Origin of the sequence: Halopseudomonas sp. SMJS2 (genome assembly GCF_029866945.1) — a bacterium.
Classification (GTDB): domain Bacteria; phylum Pseudomonadota; class Gammaproteobacteria; order Pseudomonadales; family Pseudomonadaceae; genus Halopseudomonas; species Halopseudomonas bauzanensis.
In genome coordinates this window covers 3580546-3595220 of sequence record NZ_CP123445.1, presented here as the reverse complement: position 1 = coordinate 3595220, position 14675 = coordinate 3580546, and the positions used below count along the sequence as shown (strand labels likewise).

Sequence of the window (14675 nt, the reverse complement as noted above, 5' to 3'; positions counted from 1 at the left end):
TAAATTCCCCCGACTTCAAGCCTGCGTGGCTCGAGTTGCTTGTTGAAAATGGTCCGTGGAACACCGGTCCGGTGAGCCGACGAAAACAGCCTGTATTCTAGCCTGTCCCCCCTCAGTTATCCACACACATGCTGGGTAACCAGGCGTGTCCATTCTCAAGCATAAAGGCTTCCAGAATGCCCTCAGGATCCTTCTGCCCTGTGATAGAACGCCGCCATTCGCGCCGCGTAAGCCTTGTGGACAATTGCTGTACCAGCCTGTTGGCAAGACCATCCGAACGGCGGGGATAAATCGGGCTGTGGATATCCATCATGCTTATCCACAGGAGGAGCACAAGCTCGCAGGGGCTCCGCTCACAATTTGCCCACCGGGTTTTCGATCGCCAGAACACTGGCTGGCTCAGGCCTGGCGTCGGTTATCCACAGAAAACCCGCTACCCATTAAGATCTACATAAACTATCTTTTAAAATTCTTTCTCTTTGTATTGTCTTGTATCGTGATTTATCTGCTGGGGGACAGAATTCAAATTGACCTCGCGGTCCTTCTTCTCTAGAATCTCCGATCCCTTGAAAGGGCTTAGCGGCTCTGTCGTGAATTACTCAGGTATCTGAAGATGAAAAGAACATTTCAACCCAGCGTTTTGAAGCGCAAGCGCAACCACGGTTTCCGTGCTCGTATGGCTACCAAGAACGGCCGTGCCGTTCTGGCTCGTCGTCGTGCCAAAGGCCGTCACAAGCTGTCAGCTTAAGACCGGAACTACAGGTGGATCTCGGATTCGGTCCTGAACACCGGCTATTGACGCCTGCTCAGTTCAAGAACGTATTCGATGGAGCCACCTGTAAGGCCTCTGGCCCCAATCTGTTGCTATTGGCCCGGCATAACAGCCAGGCACAGGCACGATTGGGGCTGGTCATTGCCAAGAAGAATGTCCGCCATGCGGTTGACCGGAACAAGGTCAAGCGTATTGCTCGTGAGTCCTTCAGACACCATCGTGCTGAGTTGGATCACCTGGATATCGTCGTCCTGGCCCGCAAGGGTCTGGGCGAGCTTGACAATGCCGCGTTGCATGTCCTGTTCCAGGACATGTGGCGCCGGCTGAGCAAGGCCGCTGACAAGTACAATCGCACCCGCAATTCCGGACCCCCATCATCCAATGCGTAGTATCGCGCTCGGACTGATCAAGGTTTACCGTTACGCTATCAGCCCGCTGATGGCCAGTCATTGTCGTTTCTACCCCTCCTGTTCCTGCTATGCCCAGGAAGCCATTGAACAACATGGTTTTCTCAAGGGCAGCCTGCTCAGTGCGCGACGCTTGTCCCGCTGTCATCCCTGGAACCCGGGTGGCTATGACCCTGTACCCCTACAGAACAACCGTTCTTCTCGGATGGCCAAATAAACCATGAACATGCAACGAAACATCCTCATAGCTGCCTTGCTCGTGATCACCTACCTCATGGTTCTGCAGTGGAACAATGATTACGGTCAGGGTGAACCGCTGCCGGCCAGCGAAACCGAGATGAGCATGGCGAATGGTGATTTGCCATCACTGCCCGCTAGCGAAGGCGCTGATGGTGATGTTCCACAGGCGGTCGAGCCGGTAACCGGCGACGTGCCGACCACGCCGGTACAGACTGCCACTACTCCTTCCGGCCTGATCAGTGTCCAGACGGATACCCTGAACGTCAGCATCAATCCGCTGGGTGGCGATATCGTCGCCCTGTCGTTGCCGGCCTACCCGACCCGCAAGGATCGTCCCGATCTGCCGTTCCAGCTGCTCGAGCAGAGCAACAGCCGTACCTATGTTGCGCAAAGTGGACTGGCCGGGCGTAACGGTCCGGATGCCCGCGCCAATGGTCGGCCGTTGTACAGCGTCGAACAAACCAGCTACCAGCTGGCCGAGGGCAGCGACAGCCTGACCGTTGATCTGCATTTCAGCGAGAACGATGTCAATTACATCAAGCGGTTCACCTTCAACCGGGGTGACTACCTGATCGACGTCGACTACCTGATCGACAACCAGAGCGACAGCACCTGGACCGGCAGCCTGTTCGGCCAGATCAAGCGTGACAGCAGCGGTGACCCATCCAGTTCCAGCGCTACTGGCATGGCCACCTTCCTGGGTGCCGCCTACTGGAGTTCGTCCAACTCCTACGAGAAACTCAAATTCGGCAAGATGGATGACAGCCGCCTGAAGGAAACCATCGAAGGTGGCTGGATCGCCTGGCTGCAGCACTATTTTGTCAGCGCCTGGATTCCGAATGCTGAACAGCAGCATGTCTATCAGACCCGCAAGGACAGCCAGGGCAACTACATCGTCGGTTTTGTCAGCCCGGCGGTGAACCTGTCTGCCGGTGAGCAGGCCACTATCAGTGCCGATTTCTATGCCGGTCCGAAGGATCAGGATCGCCTGAAGGAAATATCCCCTGGCCTGGAACTGACTGTCGACTACGGTTTCCTGTGGTTTATCGCCCAGCCGCTGTTCTGGGTACTGAGTCTGATTCACAGTATGGTCGGCAACTGGGGCTGGAGCATCATCCTGCTGACCGTCCTCATCAAGCTGGTATTTTTCCCGCTTTCTGCCACCAGCTACCGCTCCATGGCCAACATGCGTCGGGTTGCGCCCAAGCTGCAGGCGCTGCGCGAGCAGTTTGGCGACGACCGCCAGAAGATGTCCCAGGGCATGATGGAGCTGTACAAGAAGGAAAAGATCAATCCACTGGGTGGCTGCCTGCCGATCCTGGTACAGATGCCGGTGTTCATCGCCCTGTACTGGACCCTGATGGAAAGCGTCGAGATGCGCCAAGCCCCGTGGATTGGCTGGATTACCGACCTGTCGCTGAAGGATCCCTACTTCATCCTGCCGATCCTGATGGGCGTGAGCATGTTCATCCAGCAGCAGCTCAACCCGACTCCGCCGGACCCGATGCAGGCCAAGGTAATGAAGATGCTGCCGATCATCTTCACCTTCTTCTTCCTGTGGTTCCCGGCTGGTCTGGTGCTGTACTGGGTGGTCAACAACATCCTGTCGATCGCGCAACAGTGGTACATTACCCGGCAGATCGAAGGCGCCGCGGAGAAGGATTGATCTCCGCCGCCAGGCTACCCTCGCAAACGCCCCGATTTCGGGGCGTTTTGCTATCTCTTCTTTGACCAATCTACAGGAACGGATCATGAGCCGCCCTTATCACGCCGACACCATTGCTGCCATCGCCACCCCGCCAGGCCAGGGCGGAGTCGGTATTGTCCGGGTGTCCGGCGCGGCGGCGCTGGATATCGCTCGGCAGCTCGGCGGCCTGACGCCCACCCCGCGGCACGCCCATTACGGCCCGTTCCAGGACCAGGGTCTTACTCTGGATCATGGCCTTACCCTGTATTTTCCCGGCCCACATTCCTTTACCGGTGAAGATGTGCTGGAACTGCATGGGCATGGCGGTCCGGTGGTCATGGATATGCTGCTCAAGGCTTGCCTGCGACTGGGCGCGCGCCTGGCCCGGCCCGGTGAATTCAGCGAACGGGCCTTTCTCAACGACAAGCTCGATCTGGCCCAGGCTGAAGCCATCGCCGATCTGATCGAAGCCAGCTCCGAACAGGCGGCGCGCAATGCCGTGCAGTCACTGCAGGGTGCGTTTTCCCAGCGTGTGCATGGATTGACCGAAGCGCTGATCAGCCTGCGCATCTATGTCGAAGCGGCGATTGATTTCCCGGAAGAGGAGATCGACTTTCTTGCCGATGGCCACGTGCTTGGCCAGCTGCAGGCTGTCCAGGCGCAGTTGGCTCAGGTACACCGGGAAGCCGGGCAAGGCGCGCTGCTGCGCGACGGCATGACGGTGGTTATCGCCGGTCGGCCCAATGCCGGCAAGTCCAGCCTGCTCAATGCCCTGGCCGGCCGTGAAAGTGCCATCGTCACCGATATTGCCGGCACCACCCGGGATATCCTGCGCGAACATATCCACATCGATGGCATGCCGCTGCATATCATCGACACCGCCGGTCTGCGCGATACCGATGATGTGGTGGAGAAGATCGGCGTCGAACGCGCCATGGCCGCCATTGCCGATGCCGATCGCATCCTGCTGATGGTGGATGCCAGTCAGCCAGAGGCAAACGAGCCGGATCAGCTGTGGCCCGAGTTTCTCGATCAACGGCCCGATCCGGCGAAGATCACCCTCATCCACAACAAGATCGACCTTATCGGCGCGGCGGTTGGTCAGCAGACCGCCGCTGACGGCAGCGTCAGCCTGCACCTCAGCGCCCGCAGCGGCGCCGGTATTGATCTGCTGCGCGATCACCTGAAAGCCTGCATGGGTTATCAACAGACCGCGGAAAGCCTGTTCAGCGCCCGCCGCCGCCACCTGGAAGCGCTGGAAGAGGCTGCCAGTTACCTTGACCACGGCCACCGGCAATTGACCCTGATGGGCGCCGGGGAGCTGCTGGCCGAGGATCTGCGCATGGCGCAGCAGGCCCTGGGCAGCATTACCGGCGAATTCAGTGCGGATGACCTGTTGGGCAGGATCTTTTCCAGCTTCTGTATCGGCAAATAACTCGGCTGGTGAACGCGGGTCGATGGGCAATCAACCTGTCGGCCTCTCTTCGTTCAGCTGCGAATCGGGCTTGTGCTCTTCCTGACATGCGCCGAATTCTTCCCTCCCCGTGCGTGAAATCCCCCTCACTTGCTATCCGCGACGGCCGCTTTTCGCGCGCATAAGCCCTGTGTACAACTCACCCTCAGCCCTGCCCATAACCCTGTGCGTAAACCAGGGTCAAACCTGGCTGTGGATAACCGACTGGCTTATACACAGGATCTACCCCCATCCCGTCACGGGCTGTGCCCAGCCGGAGCACAGGGTTATGCTTTTGCCAATTTCATGATTCATAAGGAGTTTTATTAGATATCCACAGATAAACACGACACCATATACAGTATTAACATAAAGCTTTTTAAATATTTTCTATCTTTATTCTATGAATGACCTGCTTGCCAGGCGGCTCCGACAGGCTGTTCAAAAAATGTTCAGCTGCTGCTGCAATTTTTTCCCTCTGCGCCTATAATCAGCCCCTTTTCCCGACGTCCGGCTCAGCCCGGACAACGAGGTGCACGGTGGATTTTCCGGATCGTTTTGACGTGATTGTGATTGGTGGCGGCCATGCCGGTACCGAGGCAGCGTTGGCGGCTGCCCGCATGGGCGTGAAGACGTTGTTGCTCAGTCATAACGTCGAGACCCTGGGGCAAATGAGCTGCAACCCGGCCATTGGCGGTATCGGCAAGAGCCATCTGGTCAAGGAAATCGATGCGCTCGGTGGCGTGATGGCCAAGGCCACTGACCGGGCGGGCATCCAGTTCCGCGTGCTCAACAGCCGCAAGGGTCCTGCAGTGCGTGCCACCCGCGCGCAGGCTGACCGGGTGCTGTACAAGGCAGCAGTGCGCCATGCCCTGGAAAACCAGCCGAACCTGTGGATATTTCAGCAGGCCTGTGACGACCTGATTGTCGAACAGGACCAGGTACGCGGTGTGGTGACCCAGATGGGCCTGCGTTTTCTCGCTGATAACGTGGTGCTGACCGCCGGGACTTTTCTCGGTGGGCAGATCCATATCGGTCTGGATAATTATTCCGGCGGCCGTGCTGGTGATCCGCCGGCGATCGCGCTGGCCCGGCGGCTGCGTGAATTGCCGTTGCGGGTCGATCGTCTGAAGACCGGCACCCCGCCGCGGATCGACGGACGCAGTGTGGATTTCTCGAAGATGACCGCACAACCGGGCGATACACCGATCCCGGTGATGTCGTTTACCGGTAGCGCCGACGAGCATCCCGAGCAGGTCAACTGCTGGATTACCCACACCAACGAACGCACCCACGAGATCATCCGCAACAATCTCGACCGTTCACCCATGTACACCGGGGTGATCGAGGGTGTCGGTCCGCGTTACTGCCCATCGATCGAGGACAAGATCCATCGCTTTGCCGACAAGGATCAGCATCAGGTATTCATCGAGCCGGAAGGCCTGACCACCCACGAGCTGTATCCCAACGGCATTTCCACCTCGCTGCCCTTCGATGTGCAGTTGCAACTGGTGCGCTCGATCCGCGGTATGGAAAATGCCCATATCCTGCGTCCGGGTTACGCCATCGAATATGATTATTTCAATCCACAGGATCTGAAATACTCGCTGGAAACCAAGGTGATCGGCGGTCTGTTCTTTGCCGGTCAGATCAACGGCACCACCGGCTACGAAGAAGCGGCGGCCCAGGGCCTGTTGGCCGGACTGAACGCGGCCCGCCGCGCCCAGGATCAGGAAAGCTGGTGCCCGCGCCGGGATGAAGCCTACATCGGTGTGCTGGTGGATGACCTGATCACTATGGGTACCCGCGAGCCCTACCGCATGTTCACTTCCCGCGCCGAATACCGCCTGGTGCTGCGCGAGGACAATGCCGATCTGCGCCTGACCGAAAAGGGGCGCGAGCTGGGGCTGGTGGATGATGCCCGTTGGGCGGCCTTCAGCGCCAAGCGCGAAGCGATCGAGGCGGAGCAGAAGCGCTTGAGTTCCACCTGGGTGCAGCCGACCAGCGCTGTCGGCAAGGACTTTGCCGCGCATTTCAATACGCCGCTGACCCGGGAATACAACCTGTTGGATCTGCTGCGCCGGCCGGAAGTGGATTATCCCACCCTGACCCGCATCACCGGTGCCACGGACATCCCCACCGATGCCGCCGAGCAGGTGGAAATCCATGCCAAGTATGCCGGTTACATCGAGCGGCAGCAGGACGAGATCGACAAGCTGCGGCAGCATGAACAAACCCTGCTGCCGGCCGATCTGGATTACGCGACCCTGAATGGCCTGTCCAAGGAAATCAGCCAGAAGCTGGCGAGCATCCGTCCGCAGACCCTGGGCCAGGCATCGCGCATTCCCGGCGTCACTCCGGCGGCAGTCAGTCTGTTGCTGATCCATCTGAAAAAGCGCAATGCGCTGAACGACGGTACATTGGCCCGGGAGGCTTGAGCGGTATGGTTGATCACGCCAGGGAACTGGTTCGCGGTGCTGAACAGATGGGTCTGTCGCTGACCGAGCGGCAGGTTGAGTTACTGCTCGGCTACCTGACGTTACTGAACAAGTGGAACAAGGCCTACAACCTGACCGCGGTGCGCAACCCCGATGAAATGGTCAGTCGCCATCTGCTCGACAGTCTGAGTGTGCTGCCCTTCGTTAGCGCAGGACGCTGGCTGGATGTGGGCAGTGGCGGCGGCATGCCGGGGGTGATCCTGGCGATCATGCGGCCGGACAGCGAATTTACCCTGCTCGACAGCAACGGCAAGAAAACCCGCTTTCTGACCCAGGTGCAGCTTGAGCTCGGGCTGGGCAACATGCAGGTGGTCAACAACCGGGTAGAGGCTTTTACCCCGGATCAATTGTTTGACGGTATAGTGTCCAGGGCATTCAGCTCGCTGGCCGACTTCACCAACCTGACCCGCCATCTGAGTGGTCCCGAGACGCAGTGGCTGGCCATGAAGGGCCTGTATCCCGACTCCGAACTGCAGGCTCTGGATGCGGATTTCACCGTGACCCACAGTGAAGAATTGGCGGTACCCGGTTGCCAGGCCAGCCGGCATCTGCTGATACTGCGACGCACGGCACAAGGTTAAAACCCGAGAGGAGGTCCCAGTGGGCAAGGTACTGGCAATAGCCAACCAGAAAGGCGGCGTCGGCAAGACGACCACCACAGTGAATCTGGCCGCCTCGCTGGCAGCGACCAAGCGCAAGGTGCTGTTGATCGATCTCGACCCCCAGGGCAACGCGACCATGGGCAGTGGCATCGACAAGTCGCAACTGGATAACTCCGTCTATGAGCTGCTGACCGACCGTTGCACGCTGGCAGAGGCGCTGTGCCAGTCCGAGCATGGCGGCTATGACCTGCTGCCGGCCAATGGTGACCTGACGGCCGCGGAAGTCGAGTTGCTGGAATTCAAGATGAAGGAAAGTCGGCTGCGCTATGCGCTGGCCAACGTGCGCGACAAGTACGATTTCATCCTCATCGACTGCCCCCCGTCGCTGAACATGCTGACCATCAACGCACTGGTAGCCGCCGATGGGGTGATCATTCCCATGCAGTGCGAGTACTATGCGCTGGAAGGCCTGTCGGCGCTGGTCAATACCATCCAGCGTATCAGCGCGGTACTCAATCCGGCGCTGCAGATCGAAGGTCTGCTGCGCACCATGTATGATCCGCGCAACAGCCTGACCCGTGAGGTGTCAGAGCAGTTGAGCAGCCACTTCGGCGAACGTCTGTACCAGACGGTCATTCCGCGCAACGTGCGCCTGGCCGAAGCACCGAGTTACGGTATGCCGGTGCTGATGTATGACAAGCAGTCACGCGGCGCCGTGGCCTACCTGGCCCTGGCCGGTGAGTTGGTCAGGCGTACGCGCAAGGCGGCCAAACAGGCTGCGCCGGTAAACGATTAAACGAAAAAGGACAGGACGGCATGGCGGTCAAGAAACGCGGCTTGGGACGGGGACTGGATGCACTGCTGGGTCAGGCCAATCCCAACGAGAAGACCGAAGGCAGTCAGGATCAGCTGTTACGCGATCTGCCGGTCGACCTGATTCAGCGCGGCAAGTATCAGCCACGCCGCGACATGGACCCCCAGGCGCTCGAAGAGCTGGCCCAGTCGATCAAGGCCCAGGGCGTGATGCAACCGATCGTGGTGCGGCCCATTGCCGGTGATCGCTATGAAATCATTGCCGGTGAACGGCGCTGGCGGGCCACCCAGCAGGCTGGCCTGGACAGCATCCCCGCGGTAATCCGTGAAGTGCCCGATGAAGCGGCCATTGCCATGGCGCTGATCGAGAACATCCAGCGCGAGGATCTCAACCCCATCGAGGAAGCCATCGCCCTGCAGCGTCTGCAGCAGGAATTCGAGCTGACCCAGCAGCAGGTGGCCGATGCGGTAGGCAAATCCCGGGTCACCATCACCAACCTGTTGCGCCTGATGTCACTGCCCGATGACGTCAAACTGCTGCTCGAGCGCGGCGACATCGAAATGGGGCATGCCCGGGCGCTGCTCGGTCTACCGGCCGAACAACAGACCGAGGCCGCCCGCCAGGTAGTGGCACGGGGGCTGACCGTGCGCCAGACCGAAGCGCTGGTGCGCCAGTGGCTGAACCCACGTCGGGACGCCCAGGACATCCGCAGCAATCCGGACATCGATCGACTGCAACAGGATCTGGCGGAGCGAATCGGCGCCGAAGTGAAGATCCAGCATGGTGCCAAGGGCAAGGGCCGGCTGGTTATCAGTTACAACTCGCTGGATGAACTCGATGGCGTCCTCATGCACATTAAGTAACAACTGCAACATCGCAGCGCACTACGGAAATCAACCGCTGTAGTTGAATCGACTACGTAATCCACCTATACTCCTCGCGCTATTTTGGCTGGGCAAAAATGCACCAGTGTATTGCAGCAACAGCGGTTGACGTCGTCGGAAATACCAAGAGGGTCGGAATGGACGCAAGAACGCCCAACAAGTCCCCTTTTCACCGAACGCCCGCCTTCCCGGTTCTGATGCTGCAATTGATTGTGACCTTGGCAGTAGCGCTCGTCCTGTGGGGATTCCAGGGCTGGATAGCTGGCTACTCCGGTCTGTTGGGGGGATTGGTGGCATTGATTCCCAACGGCTATTTCGCCTTTCGGGTGTACCGCTACAGCGGAGCCCGGTCGGCCCGTGCCATTGTCGGAGAATTTTACTCCGGTGAGGCAGGCAAACTGATACTGACAGCCGTACTGTTCATTGCAGTCTGGCTTGGAGTGAAGCCCCTGGAGGTCGCAGCGGTATTTGGCGGCTATCTGGCGGTGCTGGTGGTAGGAGCCAGCGCACTTCTCATCGTCAAAGGCTTTCCAAAGCATTAGTGTCTGAGGCAAATATGGCAACCACATCAGCTGAATACATTCAGCACCACTTGCAGAACCTGACCTTCGGTAAGCTGCCGGCAGGTTATGAGCGGGCTGACGGCAGCATCGTCGAAGCAACCACCTGGACCCTGGCCAGGACCGGCACCGAAGCCGCCGACATGGGATTCATGGCGTTTCACCTGGATACCCTGGGCTGGTCCATCTTCATGGGGTTGATCTTCATCGGCCTGTTCCGGTTTGTTGCCCGTCGCGCCACCGTCGACACCCCCGGCGGTTTGCAGAATTTTGTCGAGATGATCGTCGACTTCGTGCAGGGTATCGTCAAGGACACCTTCCACGGCCGTAATCCGCTGATCGCCCCGCTGGCCCTGACCATTTTCGTCTGGGTGTTCCTGATGAACTCGCTGAAGTGGATCCCCGTGGACTACATCCCGGGTATCGGCATGGCGCTGGGCCTGGATTACTTCAAGATCGTTCCGACCACTGATCCCAATGGCACCTTCGGCATCTCCATCGCCGTGTTCGCGCTGATCATTTACTACAGCATCAAGATCAAGGGTGTGGGTGGTTTCACCAAGGAATTGACCCTGACCCCGTTCAATCACTGGGCGTTGATTCCCTTCAACCTGTTCCTTGAGGTGCTGGGTCTGCTGACCAAGCCCCTGAGTCTGGCACTGCGTCTGTTCGGCAACATGTATGCCGGTGAAGTAGTGTTCATCCTGATTGCACTTCTGCCCTTCTACGTGCAATGGGCGCTGAACGTGCCGTGGGCAATTTTCCACATTCTGGTTATTCCGCTGCAGGCCTTCATCTTCATGGTGCTGACTGTGGTGTATTTGAGTGCTGCCCATGAGGACCATCACTGAGCAGCCAGACCCGTGTTCAACCAACGATAAACTTGAACTTAAACTTTGATCTCTAGGAGTAATTATGGAACTCGTCATCATCGCTGCCTCTATCATGATCGGTCTGGGCGCCCTGGGTACCGGTATCGGTTTCGCCATCCTCGGTGGCAAACTGCTGGAATCCACTGCGCGTCAGCCTGAGCTGGGCCCGCAGCTGCAAACCAAGACCTTCCTGATGGCTGGTCTGCTCGACGCCGTGCCGATGATCGGTGTTGGTATCGCGATGTACCTGATCTTCGTTGTTGCACCTGGTGTTGCCGGTTAATCGACTGGTAACGATGAACGGCAGAACGCAGGTTCTGCCGTATCAGTGTTATCCCCAGGACTCAATGAAATAGCACGAGGTAAATCGCTGTGAATATTAATCTGACGCTGCTCGGTCAAACGATTGCCTTCGCTATTTTTGTCTGGTTTACCATGAAGTTCGTATGGCCGCCGATTACCCACGCCATGCAGGAACGCCAGAAAAAAATCGCCGAAGGCCTGGATGCGGCTGGCCGCGCCCAGCGCGACCTGGGTCTTGCCCAGGAAAAAGCCGCCCAGACCCTGCGTGAGACCAAGGAACAGTCTGCCCAGATCATCGAGCAGGCGAACAAGAGTGCCACCCTCATCGTTGAGGAAGCCCGCGAGCAGGCACGTTCCGAAGGTGAACGTCTGATTGCAGCTGCCAAGGCTGAAATCGAGCAGGAAATGAACCGCGCCAAGGACCAGCTCCGCGCCCAGGTTGCCGCACTGGCGATCAAGGGAGCCGAACAGGTTCTGGAATCCGAAGTAGATGCTTCGGCCCACAGTGAGCTGGTCAACAAACTGGCCTCACAACTCTAAGCGAGGCGAGCATGGCTACAATCACTACGCTAGCTCGGCCTTACGCAAAAGCGGCTTTCGAGTTTGCTTCTTCTGCTGCTGCGCTGGATGCCTGGTCAGGCATGCTGGCTCTGACAGCCGTCGTAGCCGCCGATCCGCTTTTTGTCGAGAGGATGCGCGACCCGGGGCTGACTCGGGAACGCAAGGCCGATGATCTGCTCATGGTGTGCGAAGGTCGTGTAACTGCCGAGTTCGGTAACTTTATCCGTACTCTGGCTGAGAACGACCGTCTGCCCCTGATCCCGGACATCGCCGAGCTTTTTGAGCAATACAAGGCGGAACACGATCGCAGCATCACAGTCGAGGTGGAATCCGCCTTCGAACTGACTGACGATCAACAGAAAACGCTGGCAACCGCTTTAACCAAGCGGTTAGACCGCACAGTAACTCCTCATGTGACCATCAACCCGTCCCTTATTGGCGGTGTGTTGATTCGTGCGGGTGACCTGGTCATCGACGGTTCGGTCCGCGGCAAGCTTGCAAAGCTGGCCGAGGCGTTGAAATCCTGATTTGAGGGACATGGCATGCAGCAACTGAATCCTTCCGAAATTAGCGAAATTATCAAGCAGCGCATCGAGAAACTCGATGTGAACTCACAGGCTCGCAATGTCGGTACTATCGTCAGCGTATCTGACGGTATCGTTCGCATTCACGGTCTGGCAGACGTGATGTACGGGGAAATGATCGAATTCCCCGGTGGTGTTTACGGTATGGCTCTGAACCTGGAGCAGGACTCCGTCGGCGCCGTTATCCTGGGTGGTTATCTGACCCTGGCCGAAGGTATGGAAGCCAAGTGCACCGGCCGCATCCTGGAAGTCCCGGTAGGTCCGGAACTGCTGGGTCGCGTGGTTGACGCACTGGGCAACCCGATCGATGGCAAAGGCCCGATCGACGCCAAACTGACTGACGCGGTAGAAAAGGTAGCGCCTGGCGTTATCTGGCGTAAGTCGGTAGACCAGCCGGTGCAGACTGGCTACAAATCGGTTGACGCAATGATCCCGATCGGCCGTGGCCAGCGTGAGCTGATCATCGGTGACCGCCAGATCGGTAAGACCGCCATGGCGATCGACGCGATCATCAACCAGAAAGACAGCGGCATCAAGTGCGTCTACGTCGCGGTTGGTCAGAAGCAGTCGACCATCGCCAACGTGGTGCGCAAGCTGGAAGAGCATGGCGCCCTGTCCAACACCATCATCGTTGCCGCCTCGGCTTCCGAATCCGCTGCCCTGCAATTCCTGGCACCGTATTCCGGTTGCACCATGGGCGAATTCTTCCGCGACCGCGGTGAAGATGCGCTGATCGTATTCGACGATCTGTCCAAGCAGGCTGTGGCCTACCGTCAGATCTCCCTGCTGCTGCGCCGTCCGCCGGGCCGTGAAGCCTACCCCGGTGACGTGTTCTATCTGCACAGCCGCCTGCTCGAGCGCGCATCCCGCGTGTCCGAAGAGTATGTCGAGAAGTTCACCAACGGTGAAGTGAAAGGCAAGACCGGTTCCCTGACCGCCCTGCCGATCATCGAAACCCAGGCTGGTGACGTATCCGCCTTCGTTCCGACCAACGTGATCTCCATCACCGACGGTCAGATCTTCCTGGAATCGGACCTGTTCAACTCCGGTATCCGCCCGGCGGTCAACGCTGGTGTGTCGGTATCCCGTGTTGGTGGTTCGGCGCAGACCAAGATCATCAAGAAGCTGTCCGGTGGTATTCGTACCGCGCTGGCCCAGTATCGTGAACTGGCAGCATTCGCCCAGTTCGCTTCCGATCTGGATGAAGCGACCCGCAAGCAGCTGGAGCATGGTCAGCGCGTTACCGAGCTGATGAAGCAGAAGCAGTACGCTCCGATGTCCGTCGGCGAAATGGCGATCAGCCTGTACGCTGCCGAGAAGGGCTTCCTGACCGACGTCGAAATCGCCAAGATCGGCGCGTTCGAAACGGCTCTGCTGGCCTGGTTCAAGCGTGAGAAGGCCGACCTGCTCGCCAAGATCAACGAGAAGGGCGACTACAACGACGAGATCGAAGCCGGTATCAAGTCTGGCATCGAGAACTTCAAGGCGACCCAAAGCTGGTAAGCCGAGGGCGGGATACGGCGATGCCGTGTCCCGCTTCGTGCGATACGGCCACGGGCTAACCTGAAAGGTGTGACATGGCAGGCGCAAAAGAGATTCGCGGTAAAATTTCGAGTATCAAAAGTACTCAGAAGATCACCAGCGCCATGGAAAAGGTGGCGGTCAGCAAAATGCGCAAGGCACAGCAGCGCATGGCGACCAGCCGTCCCTACGCTGAGCGGATTCGTCAGGTGATTGGCCATCTGGCCAACGCCAACCCCGAATATCGCCACCCCTTCATGCAGGAGCGTGAAGTCAAACGGGTTGGTTATATCGTGGTCAGCACGGATCGTGGTCTTTGCGGTGGTTTGAACACCAACCTGTTCAAGGCACTGGTAACAAACATGAAAGAGTGGCGTGACCGTAACGTCGAAACCGAGCTGTGCGTGATTGGCAGCAAGGGTGCTGCGTTTTTCCGCAGCTACGGTGGCAACGTTGTCGCGGCAATCAGCAACCTGGGTGAACAGCCGGCGTTGAACGACCTCATCGGCAGCGTCAAGGTCATGCTTGACGGCTACCATGAAGGGCGTATCGATCGTCTGTATCTGGTCTCCAACGAGTTCGTCAACACCATGGTGCAGAAGCCCAAGGTGGAGCAAATGATTCCTCTGGTGGCTTCGGATACCGAAGAGCTGCAGGAGCGTTGGGACTATGTATACGAGCCGGATGCCCAGGGATTGCTGGATGGCCTGTTGAAGCGGTACATCGAATCACAGGTCTATCAGGCTGTCGTCGAGAACAGTGCCAGCGAACAGGCGGCACGGATGATCGCGATGAAGAATGCGACTGACAATGCGGGCGATATCATCGACAGCCTGCAGCTGATCTACAACAAGGCACGTCAGGCCGCGATCACCCAGGAAATTTCGGAAATCGTCGGCGGCGCCGCCGCGGTATAA

The 14675-nt window shown here is 58.4% G+C and carries 17 protein-coding genes; 16 read left to right on the top strand and 1 reads right to left on the bottom strand.

What is annotated here, in order from left to right; all coding sequences use genetic code 11:
• Positions 1 to 112: 112 nt before the first annotated feature.
• Positions 113 to 313, bottom strand: coding sequence for a hypothetical protein (locus QAO71_RS16815; protein ID WP_280164955.1), 201 nt, complete (start codon positions 311 to 313; stop codon positions 113 to 115).
• Between the two features lie 300 nt (positions 314 to 613).
• Here QAO71_RS16815 and rpmH point away from each other — a divergent pair, with 300 nt between their 5' ends.
• The 16 genes from rpmH (at position 614) to atpG (ending at position 14675) form a co-directional block, all read left to right on the top strand.
• The gene (gene rpmH / locus QAO71_RS16810; protein WP_074779021.1) at positions 614 to 748 is read left to right on the top strand and encodes a 50S ribosomal protein L34; all 135 of its coding nucleotides are present in this window, start codon (positions 614 to 616) and stop codon (positions 746 to 748) included.
• Positions 749 to 762: 14 nt separating this feature from the next.
• The gene (rnpA, locus tag QAO71_RS16805) at positions 763 to 1161 is read left to right on the top strand and encodes a ribonuclease P protein component (protein ID WP_036991600.1); all 399 of its coding nucleotides are present in this window, start codon (positions 763 to 765) and stop codon (positions 1159 to 1161) included.
• The gene (gene yidD / locus QAO71_RS16800) at positions 1154 to 1396 is read left to right on the top strand and encodes a membrane protein insertion efficiency factor YidD (protein WP_074779017.1); all 243 of its coding nucleotides are present in this window, start codon (positions 1154 to 1156) and stop codon (positions 1394 to 1396) included. The genes rnpA and yidD overlap by 8 nt, the downstream gene beginning before the upstream one ends.
• Before the next feature lie 3 nt (positions 1397 to 1399).
• Positions 1400 to 3085 carry a membrane protein insertase YidC gene (gene yidC, locus QAO71_RS16795; protein ID WP_036991601.1) on the top strand — a complete coding sequence of 562 codons (1686 nt, stop codon included), beginning with the start codon at positions 1400 to 1402 and terminating at the stop codon, positions 3083 to 3085.
• An 85-nt stretch (positions 3086 to 3170) separates the two neighbouring features.
• On the top strand, positions 3171 to 4541 hold the full coding sequence (mnmE, locus tag QAO71_RS16790; protein WP_074779013.1) for a tRNA uridine-5-carboxymethylaminomethyl(34) synthesis GTPase MnmE: 1371 nt from the start codon (positions 3171 to 3173) through the stop codon (positions 4539 to 4541).
• A 557-nt stretch (positions 4542 to 5098) separates the two neighbouring features.
• Complete coding sequence (mnmG, locus tag QAO71_RS16785; protein ID WP_036991605.1) at positions 5099 to 6997, top strand: tRNA uridine-5-carboxymethylaminomethyl(34) synthesis enzyme MnmG; 1899 nt, start codon at positions 5099 to 5101, stop codon at positions 6995 to 6997.
• The gene (rsmG, locus tag QAO71_RS16780; RefSeq protein ID WP_280164954.1) at positions 6994 to 7638 is read left to right on the top strand and encodes a 16S rRNA (guanine(527)-N(7))-methyltransferase RsmG; all 645 of its coding nucleotides are present in this window, start codon (positions 6994 to 6996) and stop codon (positions 7636 to 7638) included. The genes mnmG and rsmG overlap by 4 nt, the downstream gene beginning before the upstream one ends.
• Before the next feature lie 19 nt (positions 7639 to 7657).
• Entirely contained in the window at positions 7658 to 8455 is a 798-nt protein-coding gene (locus tag QAO71_RS16775; protein WP_280164953.1) for an AAA family ATPase, read from the top strand.
• A 20-nt stretch (positions 8456 to 8475) separates the two neighbouring features.
• Entirely contained in the window at positions 8476 to 9336 is an 861-nt protein-coding gene (locus QAO71_RS16770; RefSeq protein ID WP_036991613.1) for a ParB/RepB/Spo0J family partition protein, read from the top strand.
• Positions 9337 to 9494: 158 nt separating this feature from the next.
• Positions 9495 to 9899 (top strand): F0F1 ATP synthase subunit I, encoded by a 405-nt coding sequence (locus tag QAO71_RS16765; protein ID WP_036991615.1) that lies wholly within the window; start codon positions 9495 to 9497, stop codon positions 9897 to 9899.
• Positions 9900 to 9913: 14 nt separating this feature from the next.
• Positions 9914 to 10768: a F0F1 ATP synthase subunit A gene (atpB, locus tag QAO71_RS16760; RefSeq protein WP_280164952.1), complete on the top strand. Its 855-nt coding sequence runs from the start codon at positions 9914 to 9916 to the stop codon at positions 10766 to 10768.
• A 64-nt stretch (positions 10769 to 10832) separates the two neighbouring features.
• Positions 10833 to 11072 (top strand): F0F1 ATP synthase subunit C, encoded by a 240-nt coding sequence (atpE, locus tag QAO71_RS16755; RefSeq protein WP_036991621.1) that lies wholly within the window; start codon positions 10833 to 10835, stop codon positions 11070 to 11072.
• Between the two features lie 89 nt (positions 11073 to 11161).
• On the top strand, positions 11162 to 11632 hold the full coding sequence (locus QAO71_RS16750; RefSeq protein WP_036991624.1) for a F0F1 ATP synthase subunit B: 471 nt from the start codon (positions 11162 to 11164) through the stop codon (positions 11630 to 11632).
• 11 nt (positions 11633 to 11643) lie between these two features.
• Positions 11644 to 12180: a F0F1 ATP synthase subunit delta gene (locus QAO71_RS16745; protein ID WP_036991626.1), complete on the top strand. Its 537-nt coding sequence runs from the start codon at positions 11644 to 11646 to the stop codon at positions 12178 to 12180.
• A gap of 15 nt (positions 12181 to 12195) precedes the next feature.
• Positions 12196 to 13740, top strand: a complete 1545-nt coding sequence (gene atpA, locus QAO71_RS16740) for a F0F1 ATP synthase subunit alpha (protein ID WP_074779011.1) — start codon at positions 12196 to 12198, stop codon at positions 13738 to 13740.
• 74 nt (positions 13741 to 13814) lie between these two features.
• Positions 13815 to 14675 carry a F0F1 ATP synthase subunit gamma gene (atpG, locus tag QAO71_RS16735; protein WP_036991628.1) on the top strand — a complete coding sequence of 287 codons (861 nt, stop codon included), beginning with the start codon at positions 13815 to 13817 and terminating at the stop codon, positions 14673 to 14675.